This window comes from Pseudomonas fluorescens (genome assembly GCF_002022275.1).
Taxonomy (GTDB): domain Bacteria; phylum Pseudomonadota; class Gammaproteobacteria; order Pseudomonadales; family Pseudomonadaceae; genus Aquipseudomonas; species Aquipseudomonas fluorescens_AJ.
Map to the genome: position 1 here is coordinate 39,751 of NZ_MSDF01000054.1, position 19,422 is coordinate 59,172.

11 protein-coding genes are annotated in these 19,422 nt (G+C 59.9%); 5 read left to right on the plus strand and 6 right to left on the minus strand.

All coding sequences use genetic code 11. The annotated features are described in order from the left end of the window. The first annotated feature begins 110 nt into the window (after positions 1-110). From BFW87_RS27550 to BFW87_RS27560, 3 genes are read left to right on the plus strand one after another with little or no spacing between them, the layout of a single operon-like run. Positions 111-1,352: an exonuclease SbcCD subunit D C-terminal domain-containing protein gene (locus BFW87_RS27550; RefSeq protein ID WP_078742869.1), complete on the plus strand. Its 1,242-nt coding sequence runs from the start codon at positions 111-113 to the stop codon at positions 1,350-1,352. Then, positions 1,349-4,987: an AAA family ATPase gene (locus BFW87_RS27555; protein WP_078742870.1), complete on the plus strand. Its 3,639-nt coding sequence runs from the start codon at positions 1,349-1,351 to the stop codon at positions 4,985-4,987. Before BFW87_RS27550 ends, BFW87_RS27555 begins: the two co-directional genes overlap by 4 nt. After that, a complete protein-coding gene (locus BFW87_RS27560; protein ID WP_078742871.1) occupies positions 4,984-5,577 on the plus strand; it encodes a glutathione S-transferase in 594 nt (197 codons plus the stop codon). The genes BFW87_RS27555 and BFW87_RS27560 overlap by 4 nt, the downstream gene beginning before the upstream one ends. A 126-nt stretch (positions 5,578-5,703) precedes the next feature. Here the strand turns inward: BFW87_RS27560 and BFW87_RS27565 are convergent, their stop codons facing one another. The 3 genes from BFW87_RS27565 to BFW87_RS27575 form a co-directional block, all read right to left on the minus strand. Further along, a complete protein-coding gene (locus BFW87_RS27565; RefSeq protein WP_078742872.1) occupies positions 5,704-5,883 on the minus strand; it encodes a hypothetical protein in 180 nt (59 codons plus the stop codon). A gap of 156 nt (positions 5,884-6,039) precedes the next feature. Then, entirely contained in the window at positions 6,040-7,215 is a 1,176-nt protein-coding gene (locus BFW87_RS27570; RefSeq protein WP_078742873.1) for a lactonase family protein, read from the minus strand. Continuing rightward, on the minus strand, positions 7,202-7,492 hold the full coding sequence (locus BFW87_RS27575; protein ID WP_078742874.1) for a DUF5629 family protein: 291 nt from the start codon (positions 7,490-7,492) through the stop codon (positions 7,202-7,204). The genes BFW87_RS27570 and BFW87_RS27575 overlap by 14 nt, the downstream gene beginning before the upstream one ends. A gap of 246 nt (positions 7,493-7,738) precedes the next feature. Here BFW87_RS27575 and BFW87_RS27580 point away from each other — a divergent pair, with 246 nt between their 5' ends. Then, entirely contained in the window at positions 7,739-12,685 is a 4,947-nt protein-coding gene (locus BFW87_RS27580) for a dermonecrotic toxin domain-containing protein (protein WP_254865963.1), read from the plus strand. A gap of 49 nt (positions 12,686-12,734) precedes the next feature. On the opposite strand, the gene BFW87_RS27585 is transcribed toward BFW87_RS27580, so the two are convergent. Then, entirely contained in the window at positions 12,735-15,110 is a 2,376-nt protein-coding gene (locus BFW87_RS27585; RefSeq protein WP_078742876.1) for an efflux RND transporter permease subunit, read from the minus strand. Between the two features lie 15 nt (positions 15,111-15,125). After that, positions 15,126-16,166 carry a WD40/YVTN/BNR-like repeat-containing protein gene (locus tag BFW87_RS27590; protein ID WP_078742877.1) on the minus strand — a complete coding sequence of 347 codons (1,041 nt, stop codon included), beginning with the start codon at positions 16,164-16,166 and terminating at the stop codon, positions 15,126-15,128. 311 nt (positions 16,167-16,477) lie between these two features. Between BFW87_RS27590 and BFW87_RS27595 the strand changes: the two genes are divergently transcribed. Then, on the plus strand, positions 16,478-17,593 hold the full coding sequence (locus BFW87_RS27595; RefSeq protein WP_078742878.1) for a Gfo/Idh/MocA family protein: 1,116 nt from the start codon (positions 16,478-16,480) through the stop codon (positions 17,591-17,593). 123 nt (positions 17,594-17,716) lie between these two features. Here BFW87_RS27595 and BFW87_RS27600 read toward each other — a convergent pair whose 3' ends face one another. After that, positions 17,717-19,420, minus strand: coding sequence for an AMP-binding protein (locus tag BFW87_RS27600; RefSeq protein ID WP_078742879.1), 1,704 nt, complete (start codon positions 19,418-19,420; stop codon positions 17,717-17,719). Between the last annotated feature and the right edge of the window lie 2 nt (positions 19,421-19,422).

Below are 19,422 nucleotides of genomic sequence, written 5' to 3' on the forward strand. Positions count from 1 at the left end.
CTTGCATCGCAGGCAAGCCAGCTCCCACATTGGATTTGTGTTGTCTGGGGCACTGCATCCTCATTTATAGGTAAACTCCCCTCCTTTTCATCTTCTTCACGGAGTTCGCCTTGCGTCTGTTTCACACCTCCGACTGGCACCTTGGGCAAAACCTGCACGGCCAGGAACGCGACTTCGAACACGCCTGCTTTCTCGAATGGCTGCTGGGTCAATTAAAAGCCCACACGCCGGATGTGCTGCTGATCGCCGGCGATATCTTCGACACGGTCAACCCGCCGCTCAAGGCCCAGGAGCGCCTGTATGACTTCATCATCAGCGCCCACGAACAGAACCCGAAACTCACCATTGTAATGATCGCCGGCAACCACGACTCCGGCTCGCGTATCGAGCTGCCCGCGCCGTTGATGCGCCGCCTGCGCACCCATGCGCTGGGCCGCGTGCTGTGGCTGGACGACGGCCAACTGGATGCCGAACGTTTGCTGATCCCGCTGCCCGACGCCAAAGGCAAGATCGCCGCCTGGTGCCTGGCGCTGCCGTTTTTGCGCCCCGCCGAAGTCACCGGCGCCCATTTGGGCGACGACTATCTGCGCGGTATTGGCCAAGTGCATGAATGGCTGATTGCCGCCGCCAACGCCAAACGCAAAAAAGGCCAGGCGCTGATTGCCATCAGCCACGCGCACATGGCCGGTGGCTCGGTGTCGGAAGACTCCGAGCGCAGCCTGATCATCGGCAATGCCGAGGCGCTGCCCGCCAAGCTGTTCGATAGAACGGTCGCCTATGTGGCCCTCGGCCATTTGCACAAGCCGCAAAAGGTCAATGGCGAAGAGCGGATTCGCTACAGCGGGTCGCCGATTCCGCTGTCATTTTCCGAAATCGGCTACAAGCACCAGATTCTCGACGTGACGTTCCAGGGCGAACGACTGGTGGGCGTCGAACCGCTGTTGATTCCGCGCTCGGTCAACCTGCAGCGCCTGGACGCTGCGCCGCTGGCGGACATTCTCAAACAACTGGCCGACTTGCCCGATGTCGACCTGTTGGCCGAAACCCAACGCCACCCGTGGCTGGAAGTACGCGTGCGTCTGGACGAGCCCCAGCCCGACCTGCGCCAGCAAATCGAAAGCGCCCTGCAAGGCAAGGCGGTACGCTTGGTGCGCATCGCCGCCGAATACGCGGGCAAGCGCGGCAGCGAAGACGTCGACGCAGACCGCCTGATCGAACTCGACCAGCTCACGCCCCAGGAGCTGTTCAGCCGCGCCTGGCAAGACAGTTACGGCAGTGAAGTGGATGAACAGACCTTGAAGGACTTCGCCGTGCTGCTCCAGGAAGTGCAACAGGAGGAGGAACAGCCATGAAGATTCTCGCCATCCGCCTGAAAAACCTCGCCTCCCTCGCCGGCCCGTTTGAAATTGACTTTACCGCCGAGCCCTTGGCCAGTGCCGGGTTGTTCGCGATCACCGGCCCGACCGGTGCCGGTAAAAGCACCTTGCTCGACGCACTGTGCCTGGCCTTGTTTGGCAGCGTGCCGCGTTTGAGCGATACCGGCCAGGCCAAGATGCAGGACGCCGACAGTGACATTTCCATCGGTGACCCGCGCACGTTGCTGCGCCGTGGTACCGGCGGCGGTTATGCCGAGGTGGATTTCGTCGGCGTCAGCGGCCGTCGTTACCGTGCGCGCTGGGAGGCCAACCGCGCCCGCGACAAGGCCAGCGGCAAGTTGCAGAACAGCCGCCAAAGCTTGATGGACCTGGACAGCGACCAAGTGCTCGCCAGCCAGAAAACCGAATACAAGACCCAGCTGGAACTGGCCCTGGGCCTGAACTTCGAGCAGTTCACCCGCGCGGTATTGCTGGCGCAAAGCGAGTTCAGTGCGTTCCTCAAGGCCAACGATAACGAACGCAGCGAACTGCTGGAAAAGCTCACGGACACCGCGCTGTATACGCAGCTCGGTCGCCGCGCATTCGACAAGGCCAAAGAAGCCAGGGACGCCCACAAGCAACTGCAAGACCAGGCCACCGGCGTGGTGCCCCTGGCTGCCGAAGCCCGCGCCGAACTGGATCAACAACTGAGCGAAGCCCAGCAGCACTTCAAGGTTCAACAAGCGCAGCTCAAACAGTTGGAGCTGCAGCACACCTGGCTCAAGGAACTGCGCGAATGGCAGGAGCGCCAGCTCAGCGCCGTCGAACAGGTGCAACAGGCTCAGCAACACTGGGAAAGCCAAGGCCAGCAACGCCAGGACTTGAGCCGACTGGACCAATTGGCGCCACAGCGCCATCAGTTTGCACGGCAGACCGAACTGGGTACGTTACTGACGCCTCTTGCCGCGCAGATTCAGCAGCACCTTGAACAGCAAACGGCGCTGCACGTGCGCCAGGATCAGGCGCAACGGCAGCAATCAACGGCTCAGACGGCACTGGCCGACGCCCTGAAAAATCAGGCCGACGCCGTGCCATTGCTGCGCCAGGCCTTTGAAGAACAAAACACCCTCGCCCACCTGAACAAAGAACTGGCCAAGCGCAGCGAAGAGAAACAGCAACAAGCAACCGCCTGCACCGAAGGCCAGGCCTTGCTCAAAGGCTTGCAGGACAAGCAAACCGAGGTCGCCGAACGCCTGCAACGCCTGGCCGCCGAACTTGAACGCAGCGCCGACCTCGCGCCATTGAGCGACGCCTGGACCGCCTACCGCGATCGCCTGCAACAGCTGATGCTGATTGGCAATCGCCTGAACAAGGGCCAGGCCGAACTGCCGCAGCTGGAGCAGCGCGCAACCACGGCCGCCGAGCAATTTACGCAACAACGTGCTGCGCTGGATGTGCTGTATCAGGAAGCCGGCGCCGAGCCCCATGCCGTGGCCGAGCAAATTCAATTGCTCGCCAGCCTGCTGCAAGACAATCGCAAACAGCAGCGCGCATTTGAAGACCTGACGCGCCTGTGGGACAGCCAACAACAGCTTGATCAACAGGCCACCCTGCTCACACAAAAACTCGCCGACGCCCAGCAACAACGCGAACAACTCAACGTGAGCGGCCTGCAAACCAAAGCCGAACTGACGGTGGCCGAACAAACCCTGACGGTGACCAAGCAACTGCTGGAACGCCAACGCCTGGCGCGCAGTGCCAGCGTCGAAGAATTGCGCGAACAGTTGCAGGACGATCAGCCCTGCCCGGTGTGCGGCAGCCATGAGCACCCGTACCATCAGCCCGAAGCGCTTCTGCAAAGCCTGGGCCGTCACGACGAAAACGAAGAAGCCAGCGCACAGAAAGCCGTCGACACCCTCAAGGAAAAACTCACCGAGTTGCGCGGTGAAGTGGGCGGTTTGATTGCCCAGCAAAAAGAGTTTCTGCAACAGCAAGAGCAGTTGACGACTCAACAGCAGGGCCTGGCGCCCAGCCTGGACGCCCATCCGCTGTCTGCCTCGCTGTTCAATCAGGACGTCGCCAAGCGCAGCCCGTGGCTGGCGCAGCAACTCAGCCAACTGACGCAAAGCATCAGCCAGGACGAGCAACGCCAGGGTGCCCTGCTCAACCTGCAACAAAACGCCGGGCGTCTGCAGCAACAACTGCAGGCTGCCCAGGACGCCAGCGGGCAGGCGCGCCAATTGCTGGTAGACCAGCAACGCGAGCTGGCCAACGACCGCGAACGCCTCGACGAAGAACTCAACGCCTTCGCCAGCCTGTTGCCAGCCGAAACGCTGGACGGCTTGCGCAGCGACCCGGCCAACACCTTCATGAGGCTGGATCAGCAAGTCAGCCAACGCCGCGAGCAACTGGATCGTCAACGTGAAGAGCTGGAAGAACAGCAGCAACGCCAGCACATCCTCGACCGGGAACACGGCAATCAACAGCATCGCCAGCAACAGCTGGATGCCGCGCAACACGCCGTTACCGAACTGGCTGCGCAGCAACAGGCTGTACAGGAAAAACTCGGCACCTTGCTCGGTGACCACACCAGCGCCGAACACTGGCAGCAACAGCTCGATGTCGCCGTGGCGCAATCACGCCAGAGTGAAACCGACGCGAACCAGCAGTTGCAGGACATTCGCACCACGCTGATCCAGCTGGCCGCCGACCTCAAGGCCCAGCAGGAGCGCGAGCAGGCGTTGCACGAAGAGCAGCAGACCCTCGACACGCGCCTCAATGAATGGCGCGCCCAGCACCCAGAGCTGGATAACGCTGGGCTCAACCGTTTACTGGCCTTCGATGACGCGCAGGTCACAGAACTGCGCCAGCAGTTGCACAGCAGCGAAAAAGCCGTGGAGCAAGCCAGGGTTCTGCTGCAAGAGCGCGAGCAGCGCCTCGCCGAGCACCAGGCCCAACACAATGGTGGCCTGCAAGCCGAACAACTGGACAGCGAGCTCGCCGCGCTCACTCAGCAACTGGCCGAAGGGGAGAAACTCGTCATCGAGTTGCGCGCCCGCCAATCCGAAGACCAGCGCCGTCAGGACGCTAACCGCGCGCTGGCCGAGCAGATCACCCAGGCTTATGAAGAGTGGCAGCGCTGGGCACGCCTCAATGCGTTGATCGGCTCGGCCACCGGCGACACCTTCCGCAAGATCGCCCAGGCGTACAACCTTGACCTGTTGGTGCACCACGCCAATGTGCAACTGCGCCAACTGGTGCGCCGCTATCGCCTCAAACGCGGCGGCAGCATGCTCGGCCTGCTGGTGATGGACACGGAAATGGGTGATGAACTGCGCTCGGTGCATTCGTTGTCGGGTGGCGAGACGTTCCTGGTGTCGTTGGCGTTGGCCTTGGGCCTGGCGTCGATGGCGTCCAGCACCTTGAAAATCGAATCGCTGTTTATCGACGAAGGTTTCGGCAGCCTCGATCCGGAGTCGCTGCAACTGGCGATGGATGCTCTCGACGGGCTTCAAGCTCAAGGGCGCAAAGTGGCGGTGATTTCCCACGTGCAGGAAATGCACGAACGCATTCCGGTGCAAATCCAGGTCAAGCGTCAGGGCAATGGTTTGAGCACCCTGGAGGTGAAGTGAGCGAGGCGCTGCTGTATTCCTTCAGGCGCTGCCCATATGCGATGCGGGCGCGGTTGGCGCTGCGCTACTCAGGCGTGCCGGTGCAGATTGTCGAGGTTAGCCTCAGGGCCAAGCCGGCTGAAATGCTCGCGCTGTCGCCCAAGGGCACCGTGCCGGTGTTGAGCGTGGATGGCCGGGTGATTGAGGAAAGCCTGGAAATCATGCAATGGGCGCTGGCGCAGAACGATCCCGAGGATTGGCTGCTTGGCGGCGACCCTGCGGTGCTGACACTGATCGCCGAGAATGACCAGGGCTTCAAGTATCACTTGAATCGATACAAATACGCCGAACGCTACCCCGAGCAGCCGACGGAACATTATCGGGCCGAGGGCGAGGTGTTTTTGCAAAAGCTTGAAGGGTTGTTGGCCGAGCGGGATTACCTGTTGGCCAACCACCTGACCCTGGCGGATGCTGCACTGGCGCCCTTCGTGCGTCAGTATGCCCATGTGGATCGAGTGTGGTTTGCCGGTACTTCGTATAAGCGGTTACAGGTTTGGCTTGATCGCTTTCTGGAATCGCCACTGTTTAACGCGGTGATGGCGAAATCCTGATCCCAACACACTCTACTGTGGGAGCTGGCTTGCCTGCGATGCAGACAACTCGGCGTATCAGACTTTCCGAGTTGATTGCATCGCAGGCAAGCCAGCTCCCACAGTTGACCGTCGCTTGATTCAAGCTCACTGCTGGGTTTTGTGATCCAGTGCGGCGTAGAAGTTGGCGCTCTGTTGCAGGTATTTCTGGGTGTAGGCGCTGGTGCTCGATTTTTTGCTGGTGACATCCACGCTGGCGGCCGCTGGCAAGGCTACGGTGGCGGAAACAGCGGAAGCGGCGATGATGGAGAAAAGATTCAAGTTCATGTCAGTAACCCTTGTGTTCGTCTGGTTGGGTGGCCGGGGAAGGCCTTGGAACCAAACTTACGCCCGAGGGCTGAACCTTAGAAATGCTTTGAAACAGTAGCCGCTATTAATAGAATTAATAGAAAGGCTCAGGCCCCGCACTGCGGGGCCTGTGGCTTATTGACGCACCAGGAACTTGAGGTCGCTGGGGGCATCAATCGCCAATTTCTGCACGGTTTTACCCAGCAGGCCGGTTTTCGGGTCACGCTCAACCACCACAATTTCATTGCTTTTCTGGTTAGCGATCAGCAAAAACTTGCCGCTCGGGTCCAGGCTGAACTCGCGCGGATGGTCGCCCTCTACGGAACGGCGCTGCAACTCCTTGAGGTGCGCGGTGGCCGGGTCGATGCTGAACACCAGCATCTGGTTGGCGGTGCCGCGGTTGCTCACGTACAGAAACTTGCCGTCACTTGAAGCGTGCAGCGCGGCGCCGGCCTTGTCGGACACGGGCTGCCCTGCGGCAAACTCCACCAGCTGGGTTTGCGTGAGCTTGCCGTCGTTGTAGTCAAATACCGCGACCTGAGCGCTCATTTCAGTGGTTAACCAGGCGTGCTTGCCATCGGCACTAAACAACAAATGACGCGGACCGCTGCCAGGCGGCAGTTGAATGGACGCCGGGGTGGCCGGAGTCAATGGCAGCTCGTGGTTGGCCTTGGGGTCGTAGTGGTAAGCAAAGACCTTGTCGGCACCCAGGTCTTGAACAAACACGTACTTGCCATCCGGCGACGACACCACCGAATGCACATGGTTGGAGGCCTGACGCTCAGGGTTCACGCGGCTGGCCGGGTGGGCACTCAACTGCACCGGCGGCGACAGCTTGCCGCTGGCATCAACGGGCAACACCGCCAGGCTTCCGCCCGGATCTTCCAGCACCGAATAGTTGGCGACGAACAGGTAGCGCCCATCAGCGGCCAGGCTGGAATGGGTGGGTTCGTTGCCCAGGCTCTGCACCTGGTTGATCAAGGTGAGCTGATGATTCTGCGGGTCGATGCTGTAGCTGCTGACACGACCCACTGGATCTTTCTGACCCGGGCCGTTCTCATTGACTACAAACAGATGCTTCTGGTCCTTGGAAATCGTTAGCCACGACGGGTTGGCCGCCTTGGCCGCGAGTACCGGCTTGCCGCTGAACTGCCCGGTGCGGCTGTCGAATTGCAGGCGGTAGATACCTTCACTGGTGCCGGCGGTGTAGCTGCCCACCAACAGTTCATAAGTGTCAGCCGGTGCAGCCTGTACCGACATCGCACCGACACTGCCCGCCATCAGCAGGGGCCAGAATTTACGCATCATCATCCGCTTCGTCCTCGTCGTTATTGTTGCCGGTGAAAGCACTCAGGCAGATCAGGCGGTGCTCGCCCGAATCACCGGTAAGGGTCCAGCTTTGCAAGGTGTCGTCAAACTTGGCGGCCTGCACCTGTTCCAGGCTGAAGTTCCAGCGTTTTTCAGCACGGCCGTCCATGGCGGTGATCAGCAGCTTGTCTGCGCTGAGTTCGAAATCAAACGCGTGCAGCCCATCGATTTCAAGCATGTCGCTGGTGGAGAGGACGGTGGTCAGGGTGTCGGCAGTCATGGCAGTCAATCATCTACGGGAAAGCGCCAATGATAGCCCAGCACGGCCGGTGCAGCGCCGCTTTCAACAGGACTGACGCCATAAATACCCCGAAACAGACGCCTCAACCCCGCGTCGAACGCTGGATCAGGCCTGTTTGCGACCACGCTGCGAAACAGTTGATAACGCATTGCTGGTACCCATAAGCGGCCGGACAGGTATTTTTTGCGGCGTATGTTGTATCCCTCAAGCAAAGGAATCGCTTGCATGCTATCGGTAAGAACTACACAACGCCCCTTTGTCGTCTCCCTGCCGGACGACTCACCACCACCCGCTCAATCGCCAGCACTCGGTGCACCTGCTCAGCAACCGACTTCCCTGCCCCGAGCCATTCGGACCCAGCGCCAAAGCGGGCCTGCCAACACACCCGCAAAGGTGGTGGCTGAACACTTCGCTACTCGCCCCAGCGTGCGTTCAGTCGTCGCCGAACTACTGGCGCAAGCGCTTAAAGCTCAGTACCCGACGCTCGAAATCGACATTGCCAATACGTCGCTGGCCGTCCCTATCAGCGCCGACCCGCTCCAGTACGCATTGACCCCGCTGCTGGACCTGGCGCTGGAGCACTTGGCCTCAGGCGCCGAGCTGGATTTCACCGACCGACATGGCCTTCCGTGCAAATGGCTCGATACTGCGCATTACAGGCTGCTGAAAGTCACCGAAAGAGCTGGTCATCTCGTCATGCCCCTGGACATGCAAACCCTGGAATTGGCTATCCGCAATCTGCGCCCCTTGCTCAAGCCCGCATTTGCAGATGCGCTGAGCCACTATTGGGGGAACAACGCTTTTGCCTCCAGCGCGGCGCCGGTCAGCCATTGGTCATGGCTCGGTGATACGCTGCAAAACACGTTGCGCGTCGCGGCCCTCAAAGCACCCGACCTGGATGAGGTGCAGCGCCAGACGCTGGATCAGGTCACGCGCTACCCGGACCCGGCCGACCGAGCCCACATGGCGGGTGACTCGCCAGCCCACGTGTTCGTGGTGGAGTCCACATTGAGCAAGGCGGGGAAAACCGCTGCGGTCCTGAGCCCCGACCTGCTGATTACCCGACAAGTCGACGGCCGTCACGTGGTGCTGCACACGACCGCTGCTGGCGTGGTTACACCCTACGCCTCGCTTGAAGCGTTCGCGCAGGCCTGGGAGCGCCAGCTCGGCGAACACTTCGAGTTCGATCAACTGGTCTGGAGAAGAAATGAACCCGATGGCTCCATTTTTGCTACCCAGGCTGCCATTCTGCTTGACCGGCAACTGCAAAACCTCGAAGCGATCCAGCTACCGGCCACCACCAGCGTCGAGCAACTCGAGCAGCTGTTTTCCCAAGCCAGTGCCACCGCACCGTGGTTCAGCGGCGCCTTTGAGTCGCCACCGGCTGTGCTGGATGCACTCGCCAGCAAACTGCCCGGCTGGCTGAAAAAAGCCAGTGGCGCCGAGCGCCTCACCTATCAACAGCACACCCTGGAGTTGGCTGGCAGTCTTCAGCGCAACAAGGGCCGCACCTTCCTGACAGATATCCCGGATATACGCACCTACGCAGAACAGCAGTTGGATGCGCAATTGGCAACCAAAGGCTATCGCGCCAGAGACCTGGAAATCACGTTCAACGTGCCAGTCGGCACCCTCGACGGTGGCTACATTGAGCCGGTAAAAATGGGCCTGGTGGACATGGCCCTGCAGAACCTTGCCGGCTTGCCCAAAGGCGCGATGAAGATCCGCCTGCGCGGCGAGCCGGTGAATGATCCGAGCGTGGCGCAACAGCTCAAAGACCTCATCAGCCAGATCGACATTGGCCAACACTACCCGGCGTTGCTTGAAAAACATCTGCTGGGCGATAGCCCGCAAACTCGCGAACGCTTGACGCTGTTCAGCGATCAAGTGCCCATACAGCTCGTCATGCAGGCCATGGAGTTCAAGCTCAAAGGCGAAAATGGCCTCACCGCGCGAGGCTGCCAAATGATCGAGGCGGTGGTTCGAGCGGGAACCGCCCCCCGAACCGTTGACGGCGCAGGCATTACCGTTCGCCCTCTGGCATTCCTGCGCAAACCCGGCGCTGCACCCGACATCGTCGAGAATATGTATCTGATTGAGCCGAGTGCGCTGGAAAAAGGCCCGCATATCCTCTACCGACCCCAGCTTTCACCACCCCTGCAGGAATTTGCCAGCCGCGAAGCGCTACTGAATGCCATACAGCAACCGGGCCCATTGCAACAAAGCATCCTGGCCTGGTTGCCCGATGCAAAGACTCGCGCGGTGTATGGCAATGGCGGCTTCCACACACCCCATATCGCCCACTACAGCCTATTTAACGAGTTTGACGCCCCCGAAACCCCCAAACCGACCCAACTGGCCGGCGATGGCTACAGTGCCGCCACCCGGTTGCAGCAGGACCTGAACAACGGCGACCTGATGAAGCATCTGTTCAACGCCAATGCTCACAGCCTGGTCTCGCTCGCCAAAGGTCAATCCGCCTCCGACGCTGAAAGCCGCTGGGCGTCCCATAAAGAGCTGGGCTGGTTGTTGTTCAATACCTTGCTGCCGGTATTGCGTGGCCCCGCAGCCATGGTGGGTTGGCTGATGCAGATGGCGGCGGTCGACAACGATATAGAGCGCGCGAGCGATCCGAGTAACCCCGACCCCACGGCGGCAATGGTCGATCTGTTGGTAAACATGGGCACGTTGTTGAGTCACTCTTCGGCATCCGCAGTACCCGAACGTCCCGTGGGCACCCTGCCCTTTGCTCAGCGCCCGGAAGTGTCTCTACCGCTGACGCGCGCCGCTGAAGCTGTCGCTGACAGGGCGCCAGGTTCAATTCGAGAAGCGCCCCCGGCAACCGCTGACCAGTTCATTGATACCTCTACAAGCCCCTTCGACTTCGGGTTCAGCGCCTCGCGCGACCTGAGTGCCGCCCAACGCGCGCGCATTGCTTCATTTGCGGTGCGGACGCCTGCGCATCCAGGGGAGCCCATTGCCGGGGGAGCGACTCAAGGGTTGTTTTTGATTGGCGGCCATTTACATGTCCGAATTGAGCAACAGTGGTTTCGTGTTGCCCGGGATCCGGATGAGTTGTTCATCGTTGATGCGCAGGACAAAACCCGTAGTGGTCCGCCGATCCGTCGCGATGCACGAGGCCAATGGAGTTTTGATCTGGGCCCCAAGCTACGCGGCGGTATGCGTAAAGGAGCCATGGCCCGTACGGTCAGTAAAAACCTGCAAGACAAAGCGCTTAAAGACGCCGAGTACAAGCGCATCTTCCTGGATGGTTTCAATGCCTCGGAAGCTCACGGCAATGCCCTCAAGAAAATTGGCGAGACCCTGAGCAATTACGAAAGCGCCCAAAATAATCTGAGGAAACTTTGGGAGCTGAAAAACCGTCCCGCATCGGAGGGGCTTTTTGATGCTCGCTATGCCGACCAACTGCAAACAACCGAAACGCTCAAGGCAGCGGTCGATCAACAGCTGCTCGATATCGAGCCTTTGACCCAAGCTCTCATGGCCGCAAGCGGCAGAACCGTTGAAAGCATCAGGCCGAAGAAAGTCGCCGGGGTAGATGATCTGTCCGAGTACAAACAGAACCGGTCCATGGAATACCGGGGCATGCTGAGAGCCGCCGAAGATGTGGAGGATGCCCACCGCAGGTTGTTCAACATCAGTAACCAGTACGTTGCCAGCGGCGAACCCCTGCATCAGGTTGTACAAGCCGCCAGGGAGCGCTCCAGTACTGCATACGACGAAACGGTTAAGGCGTTCGAAACCACCTACCGCAACCGTGCAAACCTGGTTAAGGCCAAACAGGCCATCACCGATTTGTTTGAACAATGGAGAAACGACTCACCCTACGGAGTCAAGCAGGCCGAGCAATACATCAAGGATCGCTACACCATTGCGCCTGATATCGACTTGTTGTCGGCCAGGCTGAGTGTACTGACCAACCTCAAGGAGCTGAGTATCAATCGGTCCACCTCAAGCCGCGGACCCGATGTTGCGTTTTTCTCGAAACGCTTTGGCAACACCCCCATGGAGCCTGTGAACCAGGCCTTCCTCGACCAGCGCGAGTATCAAGGCTATACGCTTGAAGAGCGCAAGGCGACGCTGCAAACCATCATCACCACCTACCAACAGTCCTTGAGCGACGGGCTATACCTGGAGGAGACATGCCCCGCCCTGTTTCGCAGTGAATATCACGCGCTGTTTATCCAACGCTTGGGCGAGATCATCGCCGACGCGCAGGCTGACCTTGCTCAGGTGATTCGCGAAGAACAGCACTTGACTCCGCAAACGCCGACGCGCAAAGACCGGCGAGCCAGGCCGCACAATCAACGGGTATTCAAGACTCGTGACAAACAGACCCTGATCGGTACGCTGCGCCCCTCTGAGTCGGGGCGTAATGACATCATTGATGTACTGGACCCGACTACCGGAAAACGCCTCGCCAGCTACAGTGAACATCCGTCACAGCGCGAGTGGGTGGAGATAGTTGAAGGGCCCAAGGTTCAGGAACCTCGCCTGCCATCGCCCAAGTCACTGAGGGCCTACACCGCCGAAGCAGACACCCTTGTTGAGCAAGCGACCAGGCTTGAGGCAACGATTACCTACCAGAAACGCAAACTTGCTGACCCTGCACGCCGCGACACCGTCAACCCACTGGACTGGTACGACATGCTGCAAGCCCAGGCTGACAAACTGCGCGAGGTAGCCCGGCAAACCCTGGCCAACCATGGCGCCCAGGCGGAAACCGCCAACCTGGTCGCACGATGGAGATCGACAGCCGATGACCTGCAAAACAAGGCAATCCAGCACACCGCTGATGGCTATCGCGTGCAACCGCCCAAGCCGGAAAATGTCGATTTCCTGTGGCGCCATGGGTTAGTCGACATCAACCTGGTGAAGCGCGATGTGCCGACCAAAAGTGGCGATGTGTTCACCGAATATGCCGTGCGGGAAAAGGGCAAGGTCGACGTTCTGTGGTACGCACACTTCCACTACCCTGAAAAAGGCGCAGTGCGTAACACCTACACCGCCGCGCATTTGAAGATCGCGTCGCAACGCGCCAAGACCCAGAAAGACTTGATCAGAGAAGCCGGTAACAACCGTGTGGTGGAGCAGATCATTCGATCGCGGATTACGGCACCGCTGGATGAGAAATTGTTCCTGAAGCTGTAAGAAGTCCCCCCTGCAGGAACGTGGGAACACGCACCTGCAGGAGGCTCGGTCAGTGGGCAAACAACGAATTGCCCTTCTGCCCCGCCAGTTTTTCAGGCTTGATCAGGAACCGCGCCAGTGCCGGCAGCAGCCACAGCGCCCCGAACATGTTCCACAGCAGCATGAAGGTCAGCATCAGGCCCATGTCAGCCTGGAACTTGATGGCCGAGAAAATCCAGGTACACACGCCAATCGCCAGGCACAGGCCGGTGAACAGCACGGCTTTACCGGTGGATTTGAGCGTCTGGTAATAGGCCTCTTGCAGCGGCAAACCGGCGCGCAGGAAACTTTCCAGGCGGCTGTAGATGTAGATGCCGTAATCCACGCCAATCCCCACACCCAGCGCCACTACCGGCAGGGTCGCCACCTTGACGCCGATGCCCATGAACGCCATCAACGCGTTGCCCAGCACCGAGGTCAGTACCAGCGGCAGCACAATGCACAGAGTCGCCGCCCAGGAGCGGAAAGTGATCATGCACATGGTCGCCACGCACAGGTACACGAGGATCAGGATGGTCAGTTCCGATTCCTTGATCACCTCATTCGTCGCGGCTTCGATCCCGGCGTTACCGGCGGCGAGGATGAATTCCAGGCCGTCCTTGTTATTTTCCCTGGCGAAGTCCTGCACCGCATGCACCGCGCGGTCGAGGGTTTCGGCCTTGTGGTCATTGAGGAACACCAGCACCGGTGCCAGCGAGCAATTGTTGTTGTACAGGCCGTCGGCACGGGCGATGGAGTTGTTCAGCACATCGGGGTTGCGCGACAGGGTTTCCCATTTCAGGTTGCCTTCGTTCATGCCCTTGATCATCTGCTTGGACACGGTCACCAGCGAAATTGCTGACTGCACGCCCTCGGTGTTTTGCATCTTCCACATCAACTGGTCGATCGGCGCCATGGCTTCGTAACGCGAACAGCCTTCGGCTTTCGTCTTGACCATCACCACCAGCACGTCGGAGCTGGTGGAGTAGTTGCTGATGATGAAGTTGTTGTCTTTGTTGTAGCGCGAGTCCGGACGCAGTTCCGGCGCGCCCTGGTCGAGGTCGCCGATTTTCAGGTTCTGGCTGTACCAGAGGCCGCCACCAAAGGCGATCAGCGCCAAGGCAATCGAGACCGGTGCGACTTTCGGGCTGGCGAACTTGGACAACAGGCGCCAGAACGGGTGTTCGCGGTGCGCGTCTTTCTTGCTTTTGGCGATGGCACGCTTGCTGATGCCCACATAGGAGATGGCGACGGGCAGCAGGATCAGGTTGGTGAACACAATCACCGCCACGCCGATGGACGCGCCGATGGCCAGTTCGCGGATCACACCGATGTCGATGATCAGCAGCGTAATAAAGCCCACGGCATCGGCCAGGATCGCGATCATCCCCGGCAGGAACAGTTGCCGGAACGTGCGCCGCGCCGCCGTCAGCGCGTTATCGGCTTCACTGGACTGCAGCGCGATACCGTTGATCTTCTGCACACCGTGGGAAATACCGATGGCGAAAATCAGGAACGGCACCAGCATCGAATACGGATCGAGGCCGAAACCGAAAAAGTGCATCAGCCCCAGCTGCCAGATCACCGCCACCAATGTGGTGCTCAACACGGCGATGGTGCTGCGCAGGCAGTTGGTGAACCACAGCAGCAGAATCAGGGTGATGACAAAGGCAATGCCGAAGAACATCACCACCATGACCAGACCATCGATCAGGTCGCCGACCTTCTTGGCGAACCCGACAATGTGGATCTTGATGTTGGGGTTCTGTGCTTCGAACTTGTCACGAATCTTGTCTTCGAGTTCGTGGGAGAACTTGCGGTAGTCCAGCGCCAGCAACTTGCCCTGATCCTGCGGGTCCGGGTAGGACTCCAGCAGCGGGATATCCACGATGCTCGACTTGAAGTCGTTGGAGACCAAGCGCCCTACTTGCCCGGACTTGAGCACGTTGTTGCGCAGTTGATCGAGACTTTCCGGCGAGCCGTTGTAGCTTTGCGGGATGACTTCACCGCCGGCAAAACCTTCTTCGGTCACCTCGGTCCAGCGCACGCTGGGGCTCCACAGCGACTTGAGGCCTGAGCGGTCGACGCCGGAAATGTAGAACACCTCGTCGTTGATCTGACGCAGGGTCTCCATGTACTCCTTGCTGAAAATGTCGCCGTCCTTGGCTTCCACCGAAATGCGCACCGTGTTGCCCAGGTTCGCCAGGTCGTTGCGGTGTTCCATCATCTTTTCAATGAAGGGGTGCTTGAGGGGGATCATTTTTTCAAAGCTGGTGGACGGGCGAATCAACGTCGCCTGCCAAAACAGGAAAATGCTCACCAGCAGGCAGATGACGATCACTGCCGGGCGGTTATTGAAGATCAGGCGCTCAAGAAAGGTCGCTTTATCGTTGTGATGACTGCTCATTCTTTCCCCGCCTTCTTATTGTTTTGTCGGTTCGGCGCCGGTGGGCGCGGCAATACGAACGCCACCCTGCCCGGCCAGAATCAAGTTGCCATTGCCCGCCGAGGTCACCGCCGACAGCGAAATACGGTCGGGACGGTTGAACACGCTGAAAGTCTGGCCATCGTCGTGGCTGACCACCACGCTGCCGCCGTTGCCGACGACAACAATCGAACCGTCCTCCAGCAAGGTAGCGCCCGACAAGCCAAACTCCAGCGCTCCGCGCGCCGCGTTCAACTCAACTTGCTCCCAGGTCGTTCCAAAATCCGTGGAACGGTAAAGATTGCCGCGCAAACCATAGGCCAGCAGGGTGTGCGGCTGCGCCGTGCTGACGACGCCAAACAGCGATCCCTCATAGGGGCCTTCGATTTTTTCCCAGGTCTGGCCGTCATCGCTGGAGCGGAACATGCTGCCCTGTTCACCCACAATGAACAGGCCGGCGTCTTTGATGTGGGCGATGGCGTTGAGGTGAAACTGGTCTTCGTTGTCCAGGCGGTCGCTGACGTCTGCCCAGGTTTTGCCGCCGTCGGTGGTTTCGATCAGCGCACCGTAGGCGCCCACGGCCAGGCCGTGTTCGGCGTCCTTGAACCAGATGTCGAGCAATGGTGCTTCGCGCTTGAGGTCTTGATATTGCTGGGTCCAGGTGGCACCGCCGTCTGCGCTGGCAAGGATTTGCGCATCGTGGCCTACCGCCCAACCGTGTTTGTCATCGACAAAAAATACCGCCGTGAGCAACTGTCGGGTGGGGACTTTGGCTTGAGTCCAGGAACTGCCCTGGTCATCGGAATAGAGGATGTGCCCGCGATCGCCCACGGCCACCAGCCGAGCGCCTGCGTGGACGACATCGATCATCAGGCCTTTGGCGGCCTTGGGGGACTCAATCGCAAACGCAGGCGTTGCGACGGTATCGCTGGCTGCCAGCACAGGCATCGCCAACACGGCACCTGCCAGCAGCGAGAGCGCTGTGGCCAGCCACGCAACCCTGCGTGCGGCGCGCGGGCGGCAAACAACCCAACCCATGACAGGCTCACTCATAGACCTTTCTCCCCATTTATTATTGTTAGGTCGTCTTGCCATCCCGGGCCCTGAAACCTGCAATCTAGAGCGCCTGGAGGAAGCAGGGGCCATCCTATCGGGGTTTCGAATCGTCTGACAATCGGCGCTACGTTATCTTTTGTTAACTGACGGGCTTTCGTCACGGGCTGAATATAGCTGCATTCGTCAGGCTGATTGCGCCCACAGAAATGAATATTTGTTCCATCTATTGAAGTTAGGGAATTTTTATTCCATTAATAGCCTTCCTGAAAACAATAATCCAAAGGACCACGGCGATGCGTGAACTCGGAATCGGCTTGATCGGCACAGGCTTTATGGGGCGCGCCCATGCGCTGGCATTCAATAACGCTCGGGCGGTATTCGAACTGCCGGTTACCCTCAAGCTGGCTGCCCTGGCCGATGCCGACACCGAACGCGCACAGCGTTGCGCCACGGCCTGGGGGTTTGCCCAGGCCCATGGCGACTGGCAAGCGTTGATCAATGACCCGAAGGTCGACGTCGTCGCGATCACCACACCCAACCACTTGCACTACCCCATGGCGATGGCTGCCATCGCAGCGGGCAAGGCGGTGTACTGCGAAAAACCGCTGGCCGTCAGCCTGCAGCAAGCCGACGCCATGCGCCGCGCCGCGAGTGACGCAGGTGTGGTGACGCGGGTCGGCTACAACTATCAGCACAACCCGATGATCACGCTTGCCCGGCAGATGATTGCCAACGGCGAGCTGGGTGAAATCATCAGCTTCCAGGGTGAATTCAGTGAAGACTTTATGGCTGACCCGGCCTCGCCGTGGTCATGGCGCTGTGAAGTGGAACATGCCGGTGGTGCGCTGGCGGACCTGGGCAGCCACCTGCTGTCGATGGCGCGTTACCTGGTCGGTGATGTGGTCAGCGTGTGCGCCGACACCCAGACCGTGCATGCCCAGCGCCCCGCCATAAAGGGCAGCAACGACCTCAAACCCATCGCCGTGGATGACCAGGTACACGCCCTGCTGCGTTTTGCCAACGGCGCGCGCGGTACGGTGAGCAGCAGTTGGCTCAAGCACGGCTACAAGAACCATCTGAGTTTCGAAATCAGCGGCACGAAAGGCACCCTGGCCTTCGATCAGGAACGCTTGAATGAACTGCGTGTGTGCCGGGTCGGTCAGGACGGTTTCCAGCGCCTGCTCGCCGGCCCTGCCCTGCCGGGTTACGCGGCGTTCAGCCCGGCTGCGGGGCATCAGTTGGGGTACAACGAGCTGAAGACGCTGGAGGTGCAAGAGTTGATCATGGCGCTGGCGGGCCAGGGCGCAGACGGCACTGACTTCGAGGCGGCGTGGGCGGTGGAGCGGTTGGCGACGGCGATTCGTGTGGCGGCCAAAGAGGAGCGCTGGGTCCAAGTGGACGCTGTCTAACCCCCAACACTGACCCCTGTGGGAGCTGGCTTGCCTGCGATAGCGGTGGGTCAGCTGGCACATTTGTTACTGATGCACAGCTATCGCAGGCAAGCCAGCTCCCACAGGAAATGGTGTCGATTCTTAGCGCAGCGCCCGCCTCAGCACTTTGCCCACGGTGGTCTTGGGCAATTCCATCGTCCGAAACTCCACATACCTGGGCACCTTGTACCCCGTCAGGTATTCCCGGCAATGCGCAAGGAGTTGCTCCTGCGTCAGGTTCGGGTCCTTGCGCACGACGATGATCTTGACCTTCTCCCCCGTCACGCCATCTTCCACACCGATCGCCGCCACTTCCCCCACGCCCGGGTGCAACGCCACCACGTCCTCAATCTCGTTGGGGTACACGTTGAAACCCGAGACCAGAATCAGGTCTTTTTTGCGGTCTACCAGGCGGATATAGCCACGCTCGTCCATCACGCCGATATCCCCGGTCGACAACCAGCCCTCACGGTCCAGCACTTCAGCCGTTTCCTTGGGGCGTTTCCAGTAACCCTGCATCACCTGCGGGCCGCGCACTTGAAGCTCGCCCCTTTCACCGATATCGGCCAACTGGCCATCCTCGCGAATAAAGCGCACCCAGGTCGACGGCAACGGCACGCCGATGCTGCCGGTGAATTCCATCTCGCGCATGCGCGAGATGTCGATAGGGCTGATGCTCACCACCGGCGAGCACTCGGTCAGCCCGTAGCCTTCGATGATCGGCAGCCCGGTGACTTCTTTCCAGCGTTTGGCCACCGCAGTGTGGGTGGCCATACCCCCGGCTATTACCATGCGCAGGTCGGAAAAATCCCGCGCACAGAATTCCTTGTTCTCGAGCAAGCCGTTAAACAACGTGTTGACCCCGGCGATGCCGTTGAAACGCTCTTTGCGCAGGATCATCTGCACACGTTTCACGTCACGCGGGTTGGCAATCAGGATATTGCGCCCGCCCAGGCACATGAACATCAGGCAATTCACCGTCAAGGAAAAGATGTGGTACAGCGGCAGCAAGGTGACGTTGGTTTCCTGCTTGCCCTGGTCGAGTTGGTCGCCGACCCAGGCCTTGGCTTGCAGCAGGTTGGCGATGATATTGCGGTGACTGAGCATCACGCCCTTGGCGTCCCCCGTGGTGCCGCCGGTGTATTGCAAAAAGGCCAGGTCATCCAGGGCCATGGCCACCGGAAAGTGGTTCAGCGCCCGCCCCTGCTTGAGCACCTGATTGAAGCGCACGGCGCCGCGCAGGTTAAACGCAGGCACTTGTTTCTGCACACGGCGCAGGATGAAGTTCATCGCCGCACCTTTGAAGGTGCCGAGCAAATCGCCGATGGCTGCCACTACCACGCGCTTGACGCTGCTGCCGTCGATAACTTTTTCCAGGGTGTGGGCAAAGTTTTCGAAGATCACTACCGTTTCGGCTTCGCTGTCCTTGAGCAAATGCTTGAGCTCATGGGAGGTGTACAGCGGGTTGACGTTGACCACCACTGCACCGGCCAGAATCGTGCCGAGCAGGCAGATGGGATACTGCAGGCAGTTGGGCATCATCAGCGCGACTCGATCGCCCTTCTTCACGCCCTGGCCCTGCAGCCACGCGGCAAACGCGACGCCTTGCACCTGCCAATCGGCATAGGTCATTTCGGTGCCGATGCTGACATAGGCAACCCGGTCGCGGAACTTCTCCAGGTGCTCCAGGAACACCTCGCGCAACGACGGGTACGCCTCGATCCCGGCCTCAATGTCCGCCGGCACGCCAGGCAGGTAAGCGTTCAACCAGACCCGTTCGGTGTGTTCCAGGCTTACAGCGTTCATGG